The sequence below is a fragment of the Pseudomonas silensiensis genome (assembly GCF_050434865.1).
GTDB classification, from domain to species: Bacteria; Pseudomonadota; Gammaproteobacteria; order Pseudomonadales; family Pseudomonadaceae; genus Aquipseudomonas; species Aquipseudomonas fluorescens_W.
On record NZ_JBNDJH010000021.1, the window covers coordinates 1 to 16,909 of the forward strand.

The following is a 16,909-nucleotide window of genomic DNA, read 5'->3' on the forward strand; positions in this document are numbered from 1 at the left end:
AGGAGTAAAGGAGCGGCGTTGTTTGGTCATCTGACACCTCGATCTGGCGAGCATTCTCGCCTAAATGGGTGTCCGGTTTCATTAGACCACTACACGTTTGCCTTAGACCACCTTATAACACCCAGTTTAAAACCAATCAAGAGATCAAGGCAGCGAAACACTTACCGTGCTGTCCGATAAGCTAACCCTCTATTAAAAGGCACAGACCGCATTAGCTCCATCTGATCGATTCCCTCCACCTCCCCCCGAAACATCTGAACGTTTTTTATTGCACTCAGTATCAATTGCTGCTCTCCGAACGCAGCCCGCATTTCCTCAAGCCCATCAACCAAATACCCACTCACAAGTGTTGCCGTATCTCCAATAGACTGATTAGCATTGGACGCCAAACCTAATAAAATAAGGTGCCGGCTTAGCCCTCCCAACTCAACAGCGCTATGAAATAGACGCCTATTCACACATAAATAGTCCGCAACCCGATTCCCGAACTTCCGACCCGACCAGACCAGACCAGACGACAGCAACCGCCTTAAATATACCCACCGGATTCATAAACGCACTCCCTGCTACTCACTTGCTGAGAGGCTACCTTCGCACCTCAGAGGGAGTGATGTCACCTCGACATCCTGAGTTTCCGCTAGAAATTCATGAGCGACATTGCATACATAAGCACCCCTCCCCTAACCCCCTGCCCCACCCCTGTTAAACAAACCCTCACAGGAATTCCTACAGCATCACCTATGGGCGTTCACGATTTAACACATGGCGTTGGATGTAGAGCGTGGCCGATAGGCGTCTATCGCCTCACAGCAGGCACGTAGCTCAGTTGGTTAGAAAGCCTGCCCTTGTGAGGTACGAACAACGGGCAAGGGAGTGAGCTTGCGAACGTACCACCACCTAGACAAGATAGTGCTCGCGCCTTACGTATCAATAGGTTAGGTAGAGTCGTTCACAATTCTGAGTGTGAACAGAGGCAGGCATGAATCCACGTTCACATTGCCTTGTGTGAACGAAGCCTATAATTTGTGAACGTTTTCTTAGGCAAAGAAAAAGGGGAACCCTTTCGGATTCCCCTTCACACCGCCCAGCAGAGCGGATTTTGTTTGGTAGGCGCGATTGGACTCGAACCAACGACCCCCACCATGTCAAGGTGGTGCTCTAACCAACTGAGCTACGTGCCTGCTGTGAGGCGGCATTCTACGGAATTCCGGAGGGGTGTCAACACCTTTTTTCGAGCTAACCCTATGAATATGCAAAATATTTAATTTCGCCGCTGCAAAGAAGATTTTGCGGTGGCTGGCGGTCGATTTTTATCTCGGGTAGGATCGATGCACTCGTAAAATATATTAAACAGAGGCTGCAGGATGGCGAACACCCCCTACCCGGAATCCTATTACGCCGCATCGGCCAATGCGGTTCCGCCGCGCCCGGCCTTGCAGGATGACGTGGAGACTGATGTCTGTGTGATCGGTGCCGGTTACACCGGTCTGTCCTCTGCCCTGTTTCTGCTGGAAAACGGTTTCCGGGTCACGGTGCTTGAAGCGGCGAAGGTAGGTTTTGGTGCGTCGGGGCGTAACGGTGGCCAGATCGTTAACAGTTATAGCCGCGACATCGATGTGATCGAGCGCAGTGTCGGTCCCAAGCAGGCTCAGTTGCTGGGGCAGATGGCGTTCGAAGGTGGGCGGATCATTCGTGAGCGGGTTGCCAAATATAATATCCAGTGCGACTTGAAGGACGGTGGTGTATTCGCCGCCATTACCGCCAAGCAGATGGGCCATTTGGAATCCCAGAAGCGTCTGTGGGAGCGGTTCGGTCACACGCAGCTTGAATTGATGGATCAGCGTCGCATCCGTGAAGTGGTCGCTTGCGATCAGTACATTGGCGGCATGCTCGACATGAGCGGCGGGCACATTCATCCGCTGAACCTGGTGTTGGGCGAAGCAGCAGCGGTCGAGTCGCTGGGCGGCACCCTTTATGAGCAATCGCCGGCGGTACGCATCGAGCGCGGCGCGAGTCCGGTGGTGCATACGCCTCAGGGCAAGGTCAGGGCCAAGTTCATCATCGTTGCGGGCAACGCGTACCTCGGTAATCTGGTGCCGGAACTGGCCGCCAAATCGATGCCCTGCGGGACTCAGGTGATCACCACTGAACCCCTGGGCGACGCGTTGGCCAAGAGCCTGTTGCCGCAGGATTACTGCGTCGAGGACTGCAACTACCTGCTCGACTACTACCGTTTGACCGCCGACAAGCGCCTGGTCTTCGGCGGTGGTGTGGTGTACGGCGCGCGGGATCCGGCGAACATCGAGGCGATTATTCGGCCGAAGATGATCAAGGCCTTTCCGCAGCTCAAGGACGTGAAGATCGATTACGCCTGGACCGGCAATTTCCTGCTGACCTTGTCGCGTCTTCCTCAAGTCGGACGCCTGGGCGACAACATCTACTATTCCCAGGGTTGCAGCGGCCATGGCGTGACGTACACCCATCTGGCAGGCAAGGTCCTGGCCGAAGCGTTGCGTGGCCAGGCCGAGCGTTTCGACGCGTTTGCCGACCTGCCTCACTACCCGTTCCCCGGCGGACAACTGCTGCGTACGCCGTTCGCTGCGTTGGGCGCCTGGTATTACGGACTGCGCGACAAGCTCGGCTTCTGACCGACCAGACGCAAAAACGGGGCAACTGCGCAGTTGCCCCTTTTCATTTCAGCTCGGGAAGTCAGCCCCTTCGCTGATTGAGCCTCTGCAAGAATTCGGCCCTGCGCTGCTGGTCCATTTCCTCTTTGGCCAGGAACTCGGGAAGCAGCTCGGCCGCACGCCTGGCATCGAGGATGAAGACGCCGTCATCATCACCAATGGCCAGGTCCCCCGGCTGCACCTGAACCCCGCCCACATTGATCGACTGATTGACTTCCCCATGGTCGCCAATGCCGCGAGTCGTGTACGCACTGACGTCCCGGCAAAAGACCGGCAACCCATGGAGACGCAATGCGCTGACATCCGTGACCGCACCCGACACCACCACTCCGGCCAACCCTTTAATCAGCCCGGCCAGGGTGCGCAGTTCTCCCCAGCAGCCACACTCCTCGTCGCCCACACATTCGATCACAAGCACGTCGCCGGGCTCACTCAGCAACAGCGCTTCACGCAAAATGCTGCCATCCGGTGGGAAGACTTTGACGGTGACGACATTGCCAACCACGCGGATGTTGTTGAACAGCGGCTTGATCCCCCGCAGGAAACCTCTATCGGAGAAATGGCCGATGGTTGACGAAGGGATCGACCGGTAGGCGCTGAGCAACTCCGGGGCGACCTTCTGCTGGCGCGGATTGATCTGATAACTCATCGGCATTTCCCCGGACGCAATAGTGGGCAGGTTGAACAATATTCAGCGGGCTCGGTAGCCAGGTAGTAGAAGCAGCACGTTCGCCGAAAACGAATGCTGCGCTGCCCCTCGTCGACCAATGTCGGCGGTCGACGGAAATGGCTCAGCGGGTTGTAATCGAGGCCGAACAGCGCAGGTTCTGCCTGAGTCAGCAACCAGTTGAAGTCGGCTTCATAGCGCTCGCGCACTGCCGGCTCGTCGATTTTTGCCATGCGTTTTTCATACAACGAATACACGCGCACTGCGGAGTTTTCCCACAAGATGCGCCGTGAAACGCCACTCACACGGTTGAAGGTTTGCCACAGCGGTTTCAGCAGCCCGGCAAACAGTGCCTGCACCAGGGTTTCCCGCCAGGCCTCGCGCTCACCTGCCCCGTACGTCAGCGGCAGGGAATGAGCCAGCGGCATCGAAGACGTCCACAGCCCTTCATCGTGGCCGTACTCGATCACCGTGTTGTCCAGCGACAGCAGCAGTCCTTTGTCGTACACCGACATGGCGTACAAACAGGCGCCGGTGGCCAGGAACGACAGGCGCTTGCCCAGCAGCGAGGCGGTGATCGCCCGCGACGGTGAGCCAATGACCGGGCTCAATGTGTCCAGCAATCGCTCGCACACATCTTCCTGTAACAGGTCACGCGCCATCAGAGAACGTAATGGGTCGCGCTCGGCGCAGTCCTTCAACCGCAACCCACTGCCCAACACGCTCCACTCCTGCGCGGTGAAGTAGTGAGCCAGACTCATTGCGGCAATTCCCGACCAAACGGGATGCACATCGGCGTACCGAAGAACGGGTCAGGAATAATCCTGCAGTTGAGATCGAACACGGTTTTGACCAGCGCCTGAGTCAAGACGTCCTCAGGCCGGCCCTGGGCAAATGCCGTACGCTCATGCACCGCGACCATATGATCGGCATAACGACAGGCCAGGTTGAGGTCGTGAAGCACCATGATGATGGTTTTGTTCTCGAGCCGGTTGAGGTCGCGCAGCAGGTCCAGCACTTCAATCTGGTGAGCCAGGTCGAGGAAGGTCGTCGGCTCGTCCAGCAGCACAATGCCGGTGTCCTGGGCCAAGGTCATGGCGATCCACGCGCGCTGACGCTGCCCACCGGACAAGGCATCCACCGGCCGATCCGCCAGCGCCTGCAAACTGGTCTGCGTCAGTGCGCGATTGACCATGGTTTCATCCTCGGTCGACCACTGCTGCATCCAGCTCTGATAAGGGTATCGACCCAGGGCCACGAGTTGGCGAACGGTAATGCCCTCGGGCGCCGTCGGTGTCTGGGGCAGGATGGCCAGTTCACGCGCCACCGCCGCCGTGGATTTTTGCTGGATATCCACACCGTTGAGAATCACCGAGCCTTGCTGCGGTTTCAGCAGTCGGGCAAAGGATTTGAGCAAGGTACTTTTGCCGCAGCCGTTACTGCCAATCAGCACCGAGATCTTGCCCTTGGGCAGTTGCATGTCCAGCGCGTCAATAATCACCTGGCGCTGATAACTCAGGGTCAGGCCCCGACTTGCAATCGACGTCATACGTTGAATTCCTTAATGACGCTGTTTAATCAATAAATAGAGAAAAAAGGGTGTGCCCAGCACCGCGACAAAGATCCCGGCCGGAAGATCCAGGGGCAAAAACAGCGTGCGCCCGACCAGGTCGGCCAGCATCACCAGGATTGCGCCAATCAGGGCTGCCATCACGGCTTGTCCAGCGAAACCCGGGGCCACCAAGCGTTTGGCAATATGCGGCGCGATAAGCCCGACAAACGCGATCGCCCCACCCCAGGCAATGGCCGCACCGGCCAACGCCACACTCACCAACAACAAACCGGCCCGCAGCCATTGCACGCGCACGCCGATGCCCTGGGCCAGGTGGTCATCCAGCTGTTGCACCATCACCTGACGGGCCAGCAGCACCAGCAGCGGACAAATGCCCAACAACCAGCTCGCAAGCGCCAGCGGTTCGGGCCAACTGGCGCCGTATACGCTGCCGGTCAACCAGACGTAGGCCGACAGGGTGGTGGTCAGCGGACTGAACACCAGAATGAAGGTGGTCGCGGCCGTCAACATCGCCGAGACGCCCACGCCGATCAGCACCAGTCGCAGCGGTGAGGCCCCCTGCTTCCAGGCCAGTAGATAAATGGCCAATGTCGCCAGCGCCGCACCGAGCATCGCGGCCAGGGGCAGAAATTGTTGCCCGAGCGTCGCGGACAAGAACGACAGGTAAAGCACGGCGGCGGCACTGGCACCGCTGGTGATGCCCAGCAGGTCCGGCGATGCCAGCGGGTTGCGGATGATGCTTTGCAGGATCAGCCCGGACACCGACAACGCAGCGCCCACCAGCGCCGCCAGCACAATGCGTGGAAAGCGCAGTTGCTCGACGATCAACGTCAGGCTGGCGTCCTGATTGGAAAACAGGATTCGCATGACCTCGAGGGGCGAGAGGATGACTTTGCCCAGCGACAACGAGGCGAGCATCACCAGCACCGTCAGCACCAGCGCCGCTGCCAACCGCAACCACGTGGAAAGGTTCACCTGCCGGGAATACCCGCCCCGGCGCCAGGTCACTACCCTATCCATAACGACCTCCACGCCGGGCCAGCATGATGAAAAACGGCGCGCCAAACAGCGCCGTCATCACCCCCACCGGCACTTCTTGAGGCAGGATCAAAACCCGCGACAGCGTATCCGCCAACAGCAGGAGAATCGCACCGAGCAGCGCGCAACCGGGCAACAACCAGCGATGGTCGATGGACAACCCCTTGCGCACCATGTGCGGCACCAGAAGACCGATGAAACCAATGCTGCCGGCCAACGCCACCGCGCTGCCCGCGAGACAAATCACCAGCACGCTCATCAGCAGCCGGATCAGGCCGGTTCTCTGCCCCAGCCCCGTAGCAATCTCTTCCCCCGCGTTCAGCACGTTGACCTGCCCGGCCAGCATCAGCGCCCCCGACAACCCGAACACATCAGTCAGCAACAAGGGGGCGGCGCTCGACAGGTTGCGTTCGGACAACGAACCGGCCAGCCAGAACAGCACTGTGTCCAATCCATCCTGATTCACCACCAGCAGCGCCTGGCTGAAGGCGGAGAACAACGCGGCGATCGCCGCGCCCGCCAGCACGATGCGCAGCGGACTGAGACTGCCCTGCCCCATGTTGCCGATCAGCCATACCAGACAACCTGCCACGGCAGCGCCAAGGAACGCCGACCATAGCCAGGCATCCGGGGATGAGAGCGAGAAGATCGAGGAAAACAGGATGATAAAAAAGGTCGCACCAGCGTTGATCCCGAACAATCCGGGGGATGCCAAAGGATTTCGCGTCAGAGCCTGCATCAGGGCACCCGCGACCGCCAGACTGGCACCTACGGAAATCGCCATCAGGGTGCGCGACAGGCGCGTGGTGGTCACCAGTACATGATTGATACTCAGCGGGTCGGGATCGACAAACGCTGCGGCAATCTGTGGCAGTGGAATCCAGGTGGCACCGACCGCCAGGCTCAACACGCAGCACAGCAGCAACACGACACCCGCGCTGCACAGCTTTACTCCCGGGCTCATGAGGCCACCTGCGCGGCGGCCACGCGGGCCACGTCGTCGAGCATCAGGTTCGCCCCCAACATCCCGCCCGACAGACTCCACGCGACGCCATCGACCTGCCACACCTGTCCTTGCTGCGGGGCACGCATCTGCTTCCACAGCGGGTGTTGCACCAGGCTCTCGTAGTTGCGCTGCACCGCCGCGTTCTGCGCGCGCAGGAACACAAAAAAGATGTCGGCATTCACCACGGCAAGGCTTTCCTTGCTGGTGAGTTTGATCGATACCCCACTCGCCTCCCGGCTGCTGTCACTCCAGTTGAATCCCAGTTCGGTGAGCACCGAGCCCGGAAAACTCGCCGGCAAGTAACTGCGGATGTGGTCCTCGCGGATGTCCAGTATCGACACCGTCGGTGGCCAGCGTCCGGCAAATGTCTGCTGCAATTGCTGACCCACCTGTGCCACGCGTTGCTGCCATCGGTTCAGAATCTCGTCGGCCCTCTGTTGCTGGTGTAAAGCAGCGCCCATCAGCGCCAGGGTCTTCTTGAATTCAAACACTTCCTCCAGCATCAGCACCGGAGCGATCTGCCTGAGCAACGATGCAATGCGTTCGTGGCGAAAGCGCGAGGCTACAATCAGGTCCGGCTTGAGCAACGCGATGTCTTCAAGACTGGGCTGGGTTTCCAGGCCGACATGGGGCACCTGATCCAGAGCCCAACGCAAATAGTGAAAGGTGGGTTTTTCGCTCCAGGAATCAACCACGCCACACGGGGTCACGCCCAACACCACGGCGCAGTCGGTGGCGCCCTGAAACAGGGTGATCACCCGCAACGGCGCGGCGCCAGCCTCGGCCCACGCTGGCGCGGAAAACCTGAGGGCAAGCGCCCCCAGGGACAGGCGCAACAGCGTGCGCCTGGAGGGTTCACATCGCGGTTCAGGCATTACGATCGAGCCTGTGAAACGGGTTGACCACCTGCCCTTTGCCAAACGGCATGCTGCCAGGGCCGCCCGCGCGTTCGATCATCGGGGTGAGCAGCAATTTCTGCGGCCAATGTGGCGCTTCGAACAACTGGTGCTTGATCATCATCCGCGCCTCGGCGTCAAACTCGATGGTGTCGATCAACTCGTTGAGCACCTCGCCCATCGCCGTCCACAACCCGGTCGCCGGCAATGCGTAGACCTCAGCCAGCGTATCGATGATCGCGCGGAGGTTGACCTGAATACCCAGGGTCTGTAACCAGAACAGCAGGTCTTCAGGGCGATCGTGGTACAGCGTGTTGGCATGCCCCTTCTTCAGCCGGTAAGCCGGGTCGGCCAGGCCGTTGCGTTCCAGCCACGGCACGAAGATGCGCAACGAATCGTGATCGCGCAACAGCAAGCCCTGTGCATAACCGGCCTTCCACACCAGCACCGCGTTCTGCCCGTGAATTTCCCCCAGCATGCCGATGCGGAACATCCGCAGGTTGATATCGAAGAAGCTGTGGCACAGCTCGCGGAACAGCGTCATCACCGACGCGGCGTTGGTCGGCAGTTGACGGTAGCCCATCCAGTCATCGAAGAAGTGCTGATTGCTACCCGGCAGTGGCGTGCCCAATGCAGCCATGGGCACCAGTCGGGTGTCAGGATCTTCCAGCAGCGCAGGTGGATAGCCGCGCACCATGGCCGACAGGTGACGCGGCGCTTCGTCGAACAGCGTCGCGTCTGGCGGCATGAACGCCCACCATTTGGTTTCGTCGCACAGGTGCAGCGACTGCTGCAGCGTTTGATCCTTGCTCAGTGCCTGACGCAGCAGCGCCTCGCTCAAGCCGCCGTTGATCATTTTTACTGCGGGCAGATAACGCGACGCACCGAGGGAATAAATGGCCATCGGCAACTTGAGGTAATCGGCGCTGTTGAAGCACGGGGTCATCGAGCGCAACGACGAGGTGGCGAAGAAATCACCGTCGGTGAAGTCCAGTCGCTGGCAATCACCCTTGGCGAACGCGTCGCCGAGTTGCGCCTCCAGTACGTGCTCGAACTGCCACGGGTGCACCGGCAGCGCGATGTGGCTCTGGGCAATCCCCCGCTGCTGCAGCTCCTGTTGCAAGTTGGCCTGCAACAGCGGCGGCAACAGGTATTGAGCGGGATAACTCTGCGCCAGGTCCGTCACACCGACGCCGCATTGCAGCAACGTGCGATCGACCGCGACCCAATTGAGCGCTACCGGACGGGCGAACTCCGCCTGATACTGCTGATATTCCGCATCGTCCAAACCCTGCTTGGCCTTGGCCAGCGGATGGTAGGGACGATCACGCAACGAAGCCCACTGCTCCATCGTCAGGAAAAAGTCTGCGTTGCTCTTTTCCAGCAAGCCTTCGCTGTCGACCCGATGGGCCAGGGACAATTCGGTTTGCCGGAAGCTGGTGCGCAGCACATCCAGAAACAGGGCGAAGCCTTTTTCATTGTCCGGGTAGCGATCCGTCATCCCTGCCAACACCTGGGTCGTGAAAGCCTCGGGTGACAGCGCGGTCAGTTGGTCATTCTGTCGCGCCCAAACCGGCGTGCCCGGTACTTTCTCCCATTGCTGGGTAATGCCGGGACGCAGGGCAATAACGATGCAACCCTGGGGATCGGTAGGCCATTCCCAAATCCGTTGTTCGGCGCTCAACCCGGTAAACGGCTGATCAGCCGATGACGAGAGCGTCACCAGATTCAGCGGCTCGGTGCCGAAAAAATGTTCGGCCAGCAAACAATCGACCAGATCCTGCATCACCTTGTCGGCGGCCATTGTGGTGAAGTTCATCCGATTATTTTCCTTCTGCTGAAGTGGCGGCCAATTTGGCCTGGAGGGCGCGAAAAGCGATGCCACGCTCGTCACCCAAAACAAAACTTTTAACGCCCCGGCTCAACCACCGTTCGTGGTCACCCGGCTGACGTGGAATCGCGCAATACGGCACACCTGCGGCACTCGCCGCTTGCCAACTGGAGAGCAGCGCTTGCTGCACCTCGGGCCGGTCGATCTGCCAGGGCATGCCCATCGATTGCGACAAGTCGGCGGCCCCTTCGAGGATCATGTCGAGGCCGGGCACGGCAGCAATTTCCGCCGCGCGTCGCACACCTTCGGCACTTTCGATCATCGCCACGACCATGATTTGCTCGTTGGCCAGCGCGACGTACTCCGCCAGGCTGTGTTTGCCAAAGGCACCGGGGCGACCGGCATTCAGGCTGCGGGTGCCCTGCGGATGGTATTTGCAGGCACGAATGCTTTCGGCCAAAGGCTCGGGGCCTTCGATCATCGGCAAGACAATGCCCTGGGCGCCCCCATCGAGCAGGCGCAGCAGGGTTTTCGGGTTGAGGTCCGCCACCCGCACCAGCGGGGTCAGCGCGTAACTCTCGGCGGTGCGGATCATGTTCTCCACAGTCTCGGGATTGATCAGCACGTGTTCCATATCGATGATCACGAAATCGAAACCCGCCTCGGCAATCAGTTCGACGGCCGCTGGCGACGGAATCGAACTGATCAGGCCGTAGACCGGCTCACCGGTTCTGAGCTTCTGCTTGAGCAGATTGGTCCTCAGCATGATTGCGGCCGGAATGCGTGCAGCGGATTGGGAACCGATTTGAAACGACGCTCGCCGTCGCCCAGCAGGCGGCGCTTGGTCAGTTCTTCCACTTCGTAGAACGGCGCGAAGACATCAAACGCTGCATAACGCGGACGGTGTTGCGGATGCTCGGTCTGGTAAGCGGTGATCACCTCGGCGGTCATCTGCCAGAACAAGGTTTCTTCCAGCTGATAGTGCTGATGCAGGAAGATCGCCATCTCGGCCAGGGCGATGAAAAAGAACGAATCACAGGAAAAATCCCGGACCGCATCCAGGTCGTCGGTGAGGATGAACGAATTGCGATTGAGCTTGGCGTGGCTGGCGGGCAGCGGCACCAGGGTCGGGCACAAATCCGGGCGCCCAAGGTGCTGCGGCGAATAGCGCACGCCGTCGTGGAAGTCTTTCAGGGCAATACGCTGCGGCCAGCCCTGCTTCACGATCAGGACGATGTTCTGCCCATGGGATTCCATGCCGATGCCTTCGGCGTACAGCATGTGAATGATCGGCGACACTGCCACCTGCAACAGTTGGCGCGTCCAGGCGTGCAGGCCGTATTGAGCGATCCAGGCATCGATGAACGGGGTCTGTTCACCCGAGCCGTAGCGATTGTCCACCGAACTCAAACCATTGAACGGCACCGCTTGCTCATCATCTTGCAGGTACTGGTGAATGCTCTCGCGCCACAGCGTGCCCATCGTGCCGTAGGCCTGGGACATCCGCGTGGCGGGCAGGTGATCGTAGTCAAAACTGACGCCGACCACCTCACCAAGAATCACAAAGCCAAGGTCGCGGGCGGTGCTGTCGCTGCCGATCAACTGCTGCAACCAGTCGGTAATGATCGGGCCGTTCATCACTGTATGCCGGGCCAGAATTCGGGTGCTGGAGGTATTGGTCATGCTCAGCGCGAGCTTGACGTAAGGCCGCTTTTTCTCAGTGACGTTGGCCAGGGTGCGGATCGACTGCTGCGCCTGATAACGGTCATCCGTGGTGCCCAGATAGATCACTTCACCGCTGACCAGCTCGGGGTAGAAAACAGGAACGATGATGTTTTCCCACTGCCACGGGTGCACCGGCATCAGCCAGTAATCGCCCATCGCCTTGCCTTGGTCGGTGAGACGCTCGGCGAGTTGCTGCCAGCGCTGAAGTCCGAACTCCTGCTGGATAAATCCGTCGTAATCCAGCTGCTGCGAGATGTTCATCGCCCCGCAGGATTTGGCCACGGCCAGCCAGACAATCGCGATGGGCGCGGCAAATTCCGGCCCGTAATGGGCGTTGTCCTTGAGCGAGAAACCGATGCGCGATTTGTAGCAAGGGTGATAGCTGTGGGCATCCATGAAGTGCTGTTCCAGCGCATCCACATCCAGTTGATGGGCTGGCTTGGCCGCTTGGTAACCTTGGCTGCGCGATTGCAGATCCTTGAGCATCGTTTGTTCAAGCTCATGGGTGAAGCGTGGCAGGTGCGGGCTGTCCTGAAGTTCGCTCAGCAGCTCCGCCAATGCTTGATGAAGGTGCGGCTGGCGGCGCGCGCCCAACGCATCAACGCGTTCGAGACTGGCATAGTCGAGGCGGATCAGCTCGAAGCTTTCACTGAGCAATCCGCTGCAGTGGTACTCCACCGGTTGTTGCTGCGCATCAACGCCGCTGACGACAAAGCGGTACTGGCCGCCATCGAGCGGCGAATGGCGATACGGCAGGACGTTTTCATACAGCAGCGTTTGCAGCAGCTGGCCCACCACGCGCTGTTCCACTTGCTGATAGTGGCGCGGATCGGCCGCCGCCAGCCAGACGCCGGGTGCTGAATCCGCAGCCTGAGGTGTTGCCTGTGAAGAAGTCGCCATAGTCATAACCTTGTCCATGAAAGAATTAACGGTGTTCGAGGGCTGAGGGCAATGCCTCGGCCGGCTCGTCGGATGCGTGAACGGGAAAACGCCAGGCACAGGGCAATGCCAGCAGGATGAGGATGCCGGTGGCCATGAAGACCTCGCTGATCGCCCCCGGGGTCGCCACCGAAACAATGCCGCCCGCCGAATCGGCGGCCAGGCGAAACTCGAGCCAGAGCGAGGCAATCACGATGGCCAGCGACGACACGAGACGGCGGGAAATGTTGTTCATCGCCGCGCCCTGAGTAACCATCGGTTCAGGCAGCGCATCGAGGCCGGCGGTGGTGATGGGGATATAGGACAGGCCCAGCCCGGCGCCGCGGACCATCATCAGGAAAAACACCACCCCGATTGAAGCGCCAGCCCCCAGCACGCCCAGTCCCAATGTGGCGCCCCCGGTCAGCAGCAATCCCCAGAGCACGACGCCACGCGGGCCGTGACGATCCAGCCACTTGCCGCCGAGATGCCCGAACAGGCTGGCGAACATCGCCGTGCACAGCAGCGAAAGGCCGGTCCAGATAGCGCTGTAGCCCATCACCACTTGCACCAGCAGCGGCAGGAGGACCAGGCATTCGAACATGCCGACCGACTGCACCACGGCGATGATCACGCTCAAGCGATAACCGCGCAGGGCAAAGATGCGCAGGTTGAGCAGCGGCGCGGTCCGGTTCAGTTCCAGTCGTACAAACGCGACCAGGCACAGGATCGCAGCCAGCAGCATGCCGAGGTTGAGCGGATCAGTGAGGGCTTCGGCATGGCGCAGACGGCCAACAGCAATCATCAGCAGACCGATGCCCGTCGCGATCAGCACGTAACCCGCCAGGTCGAAAGGTTTGCGTTCCGATGCTTCAGAAGCTGGCAAAACACCGACGCCAAGGATCAGCGCCAGCAGGCCAATCGGCACATTCATCAGGAACAGCGAGCGCCAACTGAACCACTCCAGCATCAGGCTCCCGCACAAGGGCCCCAATGCCGGCGCCAGCATGACTGCCGCGCCCCACAGGCCAGTAACCCTGCCCCGCTCGCCCTTGGCGTACACCGAAAAAATGATCGCAAGCGACAGCGGAATCATCAGCCCGCTGGCGATGCCTTGCACCACGCGCGCGGCAATCACCAGCGCGATGGAGTTGGCCAACGCCCCCAGCAGCGAACCGCAGACAAACAACGCCACGCCCCACAAATACAGGGATTTGCGCCCCATCCGCTGACTGAGAAAACTGGTGAGAGGCATGGTCATGCCCATGCTCACCATGAACGCAGCCACGATCCAGGTGGCCAACAGCGGGCCGATATCAAAGGCCTCCATGAACGCCGGCAACGCCGGATTCAGCGAGCTGTTGTTCAGGCTGACCGTCAGCGTGCCCAACAACACATTGACCACCACCAACCAGCGCGGCACGGCAAACGTCAATCCCACGGGGCGACTCCGGCCTGTTGCACAAACACCTGCGGCGGTCGCGGATGACAGAGGAAGTCGGCATGGGAGATGTTGTAGCCATAGGCACCCGCCAGCGGCAGCACCAGCATGTCGCCGATCTCCACTTCCGTGAGCGGGCAATCGCGGCTCAGCACATCCTTGGGCGTGCAGAGTTGCCCCACGACGGTCCACTCCTGTTGTGGCGCTGTTGGCGTTACGCGATGCCGGGGCAGATGAATGACCGGGTGATCATGCCCCTGGGCAACCGGCAGACGGAACTGATGGGTGCCGCCCCGACAGACCAGGAAGTGCTTGCCGTGACTGGTTTTCTTGTCCAGCACTTCAATGGCGTAGTAGCCGCAAAAGGCGCTGATGAAACGACCGGGCTCAAAGCGCACGATGGGCGCATCGGCACACGCTGCAAGGCTCTGGCCCAAATGCGTACACAAGCGCTGCCAATCGAATTGCTGCGGCCCGAGGTAGTTAACGCCGATGCCACCGCCCACATTGAGATGAGTGATCGCCGCAGGATCGGCCGACAACGCTTTCCATTGCGGCCAGCGCTGCAGGTACAGATCAAGCAATTGTTCATGGCGCTCCACCAGCGACTGATGGGACATCGCATGCACATGGAAACCCTTGAGCCGCAGGTGGCTGGCGTTATCGACCCAGCTCACCGCTTGGGCCAGCTCCGACTCATCGATCCCGAACGGTGTGGCCGTGCCGGCCATCGCGAGTTTGCTGGAGAGCGGCGACGGCAGTTCGGGGTTGATCCGCAGCAAGACGTCTTGCACGCGCCCCGTTTCCAGTGCCAGACGTTGCAGGCGGACAATTTCATTCAGGCTTTCAATGTGAATCGCTTCGACCTGGTGTTGCAGCGCCGAACGCAGGTCAGAATCCAGTTTGCCGGGGCCGGAGAAGATGAATGGCTTGCGCGTCGGGCAGGCCTGGAGACGATCGATCTCGCCGCCGGAGGAAATCTCGAACCCATGCACCAACGGCGCGATGGCAGCGAGGATCTGCGGTTCACTGTTGGCCTTGATCGCGTAGTAAAGCTCCACGCCTTCGGGCAGCGTCGCCATCACCTGCGTCACGTGCTGTTTCAACGCATCGAGGTCATAGATGAACAGCGCCAGCGGATCTTCGTACTGCGTGCGGGCTTCGTCGATGGCGGCCAATACCGCTGCGGGCAGCTTATCCATGCTTGGCTTCCTTGCCCCACGGGGACACCAGACTGACGTAGCTGGCCTGGCGATCAGCCTTGGCGGCCAGGCGAACCTTAAGGTTGGTTTTGCAGGCAATCGGCTGACCGGCGATCAGTGCGTCCAACTCCGGCGCCGCACGGGTCAATTCGGCGCGGATGCTGATCAATTGCTGCTCCACCCGTTGCCACATCAGCGGCGCCAGGTGCGGACGCTCCCAGCTCAGGGCCAGTACCGCCTCGGACAAATTGTTGACGAACAGGCAATAGACGATGCGATTCCAGCCTTGCTGACGGGAATAGAGCAGCGACTCACGTACCCGCGGATGAACGTCTGCGTCGATCCGGGAAGCACCCAGTTCGTCGGTCAGTTTGACCCCTTCGAAATCCCGCAGCAGCAAGCGCTGAGGACGACCGTTGTCATGCACCAGCACGCTGTTCTGCAGGTGCGGTTCCATCACGATGCCGTGGTTGAAGAACAGCGCCAGCACCGGCCGCAGCAGCAGCGCCTGATAGTCGTCGAACCAGCTCAACAGCGTTTGATCGTCGATGTCGTTGCTGTTGAACCGGCTCAGAAACTCATGCACCAACGGCGGTAAATGCAGGCCACGAGCGAACAGCGTACCGGCCATGATGCTGCAGTCGGTGCCGGTGTCGAGGCAGAAGTTCTCCCGCAGAATCGCCCCGGTCTGTTCGCGGAACCAGTGGTTATCGGCTTCGCTGGCCTGTTGCGGCGCCCAGCTCAGATTGCCCGGTTCGGCCACCACCGAGAGCCCGCCAAGGGTTTCGGGCCGGGTCAGTTGGAGGTTACGAAAGACTCGGTCGATCATCAGTGCGCTTTCCAATTCGTACCAGGCGTTTTTCCTGACGCAGTTGGTGATGCGCACATTCAGCGAGCCCTTGATGAAGAACTCATGGCCCTCGATGTACCAGGTGCGGATGGACGCTGTGGGGTTGGCCATCAGCCCTGTGGCGCCAAGGTCGACGATGGACGCGGATTTCAACAAACGCTGAACCCGGCCATCCTGCATGAACAGCTGGGCCTGTACCGGATGCATGCAAATAACCGCGTGCCCCGGCCGCGCCTGCGCCTGATCGGCAAAACCGGCCAGCACTTGGGCTTTGCTCAGGCCGTTGGCTCCGACGTTCAATCCTTCCAGCGGCACCTCGAACAGGTGCAATGGCGTGCGGGCCTGGAATTCCGGGGCATAGGTTTCCTGAGCCAGATGAGCTGGCCACAGGCGCGCCTTGGGTGCCGGATGGTTCGGATGACCGAACCACAAGCCCTGCTCGCTGGCGAGGTAACCGCTGAGGGGTGCCGGATGCTGGCCGTCCATGTTGTGGCCGACGATGGCCGCGGTCAGCAACTGGCTTTGCAACACCTGATCCAGCAATTCGTCGTTGCTGGCGCGGGTCATGTGTTCGCACGCCGCGAGCAACTGCTCGACGAACTCGGCAAACCTCAGGCACGACCAGTCGCCCTCGCCACGCCGGGCATAAACGTCTGACAGGTAACGGTGACTGCCCAGACCATCACGGCGGTCCACCATCACAAAGAACTGCTGCTGGTTGGGCAGGCTGATGGTCAGGGGAATGCCCTTCCATTCCAGCCCCTCGAGGTAACTGCCCGGGGCGATGCCTTGCATCTGCGCCGGCCAACTGTAACTGAGGCAGTTTTCCGGCAAGGCGAACTCTTTGATCAAACAATTAAGCAACGCACGCGTCGTTGCCAACTCACTGACCATATTCGATAAAACACTGCGATCTGGATGATTCATGGGTGCTCCACAGTAGCCCGCGAGGCCACTGGACACGTTATATGGCGAAAAAATTAGTTGCTGATCGACCTGTTTTACGGCCAACGAAACCCCACGTAACGACATCACGTCACTGAACCTTTTTAAACAATCAGACGACCATCAAAGT

Annotated in this window: 13 protein-coding genes and 1 tRNA gene; 1 reads left to right on the top strand and 13 read right to left on the bottom strand. The window is 60.1% G+C overall.

The genetic code is table 11. The features are described from left to right. Nucleotides 1-1,104 precede the first annotated feature (1,104 nt). Nucleotides 1,105-1,181 (bottom strand) — tRNA-Val (locus QF010_RS24910). Nucleotides 1,182-1,364: 183 nt separating this feature from the next. Here QF010_RS24910 and QF010_RS24915 point away from each other — a divergent pair. After that, nucleotides 1,365-2,648 carry an NAD(P)/FAD-dependent oxidoreductase gene (locus QF010_RS24915; RefSeq protein WP_033061824.1) on the top strand — a complete coding sequence of 428 codons (1,284 nt, stop codon included), beginning with the start codon at nucleotides 1,365-1,367 and terminating at the stop codon, nucleotides 2,646-2,648. Between the two features lie 61 nt (nucleotides 2,649-2,709). On the opposite strand, the gene QF010_RS24920 is transcribed toward QF010_RS24915, so the two are convergent. From QF010_RS24920 to QF010_RS24975, 12 genes are read right to left on the bottom strand one after another with little or no spacing between them, the layout of a single operon-like run. Next, nucleotides 2,710-3,342 (bottom strand): RraA family protein, encoded by a 633-nt coding sequence (locus QF010_RS24920; RefSeq protein ID WP_429534141.1) that lies wholly within the window; start codon nucleotides 3,340-3,342, stop codon nucleotides 2,710-2,712. Continuing rightward, entirely contained in the window at nucleotides 3,333-4,115 is a 783-nt protein-coding gene (locus tag QF010_RS24925; RefSeq protein WP_429534142.1) for an IucA/IucC family C-terminal-domain containing protein, read from the bottom strand. Before QF010_RS24925 ends, QF010_RS24920 begins: the two co-directional genes overlap by 10 nt. Continuing rightward, on the bottom strand, nucleotides 4,112-4,903 hold the full coding sequence (locus QF010_RS24930) for an ABC transporter ATP-binding protein (protein ID WP_033061828.1): 792 nt from the start codon (nucleotides 4,901-4,903) through the stop codon (nucleotides 4,112-4,114). The genes QF010_RS24925 and QF010_RS24930 overlap by 4 nt, the downstream gene beginning before the upstream one ends. 12 nt (nucleotides 4,904-4,915) lie before the next feature. Next, the gene (locus QF010_RS24935) at nucleotides 4,916-5,947 is read right to left on the bottom strand and encodes a FecCD family ABC transporter permease (RefSeq protein ID WP_429512685.1); all 1,032 of its coding nucleotides are present in this window, start codon (nucleotides 5,945-5,947) and stop codon (nucleotides 4,916-4,918) included. Continuing rightward, complete coding sequence (locus tag QF010_RS24940; protein WP_033061830.1) at nucleotides 5,940-6,929, bottom strand: FecCD family ABC transporter permease; 990 nt, start codon at nucleotides 6,927-6,929, stop codon at nucleotides 5,940-5,942. The genes QF010_RS24935 and QF010_RS24940 overlap by 8 nt, the downstream gene beginning before the upstream one ends. Continuing rightward, entirely contained in the window at nucleotides 6,926-7,846 is a 921-nt protein-coding gene (locus QF010_RS24945) for an ABC transporter substrate-binding protein (RefSeq protein WP_429534143.1), read from the bottom strand. Before QF010_RS24945 ends, QF010_RS24940 begins: the two co-directional genes overlap by 4 nt. Then, nucleotides 7,839-9,686: an IucA/IucC family protein gene (locus QF010_RS24950; protein WP_429534144.1), complete on the bottom strand. Its 1,848-nt coding sequence runs from the start codon at nucleotides 9,684-9,686 to the stop codon at nucleotides 7,839-7,841. Before QF010_RS24950 ends, QF010_RS24945 begins: the two co-directional genes overlap by 8 nt. Before the next feature lie 4 nt (nucleotides 9,687-9,690). After that, a complete protein-coding gene (locus QF010_RS24955; RefSeq protein ID WP_429534145.1) occupies nucleotides 9,691-10,464 on the bottom strand; it encodes an HpcH/HpaI aldolase family protein in 774 nt (257 codons plus the stop codon). After that, entirely contained in the window at nucleotides 10,458-12,329 is a 1,872-nt protein-coding gene (locus QF010_RS24960; protein ID WP_429534146.1) for an IucA/IucC family protein, read from the bottom strand. The genes QF010_RS24955 and QF010_RS24960 overlap by 7 nt, the downstream gene beginning before the upstream one ends. Before the next feature lie 19 nt (nucleotides 12,330-12,348). After that, on the bottom strand, nucleotides 12,349-13,776 hold the full coding sequence (locus tag QF010_RS24965) for a DHA2 family efflux MFS transporter permease subunit (RefSeq protein ID WP_429534176.1): 1,428 nt from the start codon (nucleotides 13,774-13,776) through the stop codon (nucleotides 12,349-12,351). Next, nucleotides 13,773-14,984: a type III PLP-dependent enzyme gene (locus QF010_RS24970; RefSeq protein ID WP_429512674.1), complete on the bottom strand. Its 1,212-nt coding sequence runs from the start codon at nucleotides 14,982-14,984 to the stop codon at nucleotides 13,773-13,775. Before QF010_RS24970 ends, QF010_RS24965 begins: the two co-directional genes overlap by 4 nt. Beyond that, on the bottom strand, nucleotides 14,977-16,761 hold the full coding sequence (locus QF010_RS24975; protein WP_429534147.1) for an IucA/IucC family protein: 1,785 nt from the start codon (nucleotides 16,759-16,761) through the stop codon (nucleotides 14,977-14,979). The genes QF010_RS24970 and QF010_RS24975 overlap by 8 nt, the downstream gene beginning before the upstream one ends. Nucleotides 16,762-16,909: the final 148 nt, after the last annotated feature.

Bases quoted from the DNA above. Each gene is read 5' to 3' on its own strand.
- QF010_RS24915 (WP_033061824.1), top strand. From the start codon at position 1,365: ATGGCGAACACCCCCTACCCGGAATCCTATTACGCCGCATCGGCCAAT.
- QF010_RS24920 (WP_429534141.1), bottom strand. From the start codon at position 3,342: ATGCCGATGAGTTATCAGATCAATCCGCGCCAGCAGAAGGTCGCCCCG.
- QF010_RS24925 (WP_429534142.1), bottom strand. From the start codon at position 4,115: ATGAGTCTGGCTCACTACTTCACCGCGCAGGAGTGGAGCGTGTTGGGC.
- QF010_RS24930 (WP_033061828.1), bottom strand. From the start codon at position 4,903: ATGACGTCGATTGCAAGTCGGGGCCTGACCCTGAGTTATCAGCGCCAG.
- QF010_RS24935 (WP_429512685.1), bottom strand. From the start codon at position 5,947: ATGGATAGGGTAGTGACCTGGCGCCGGGGCGGGTATTCCCGGCAGGTG.
- QF010_RS24940 (WP_033061830.1), bottom strand. From the start codon at position 6,929: ATGAGCCCGGGAGTAAAGCTGTGCAGCGCGGGTGTCGTGTTGCTGCTG.
- QF010_RS24945 (WP_429534143.1), bottom strand. From the start codon at position 7,846: ATGCCTGAACCGCGATGTGAACCCTCCAGGCGCACGCTGTTGCGCCTG.
- QF010_RS24950 (WP_429534144.1), bottom strand. From the start codon at position 9,686: ATGAACTTCACCACAATGGCCGCCGACAAGGTGATGCAGGATCTGGTC.
- QF010_RS24955 (WP_429534145.1), bottom strand. From the start codon at position 10,464: ATGCTGAGGACCAATCTGCTCAAGCAGAAGCTCAGAACCGGTGAGCCG.
- QF010_RS24960 (WP_429534146.1), bottom strand. From the start codon at position 12,329: ATGACTATGGCGACTTCTTCACAGGCAACACCTCAGGCTGCGGATTCA.
- QF010_RS24970 (WP_429512674.1), bottom strand. From the start codon at position 14,984: ATGGATAAGCTGCCCGCAGCGGTATTGGCCGCCATCGACGAAGCCCGC.
- QF010_RS24975 (WP_429534147.1), bottom strand. From the start codon at position 16,761: ATGAATCATCCAGATCGCAGTGTTTTATCGAATATGGTCAGTGAGTTG.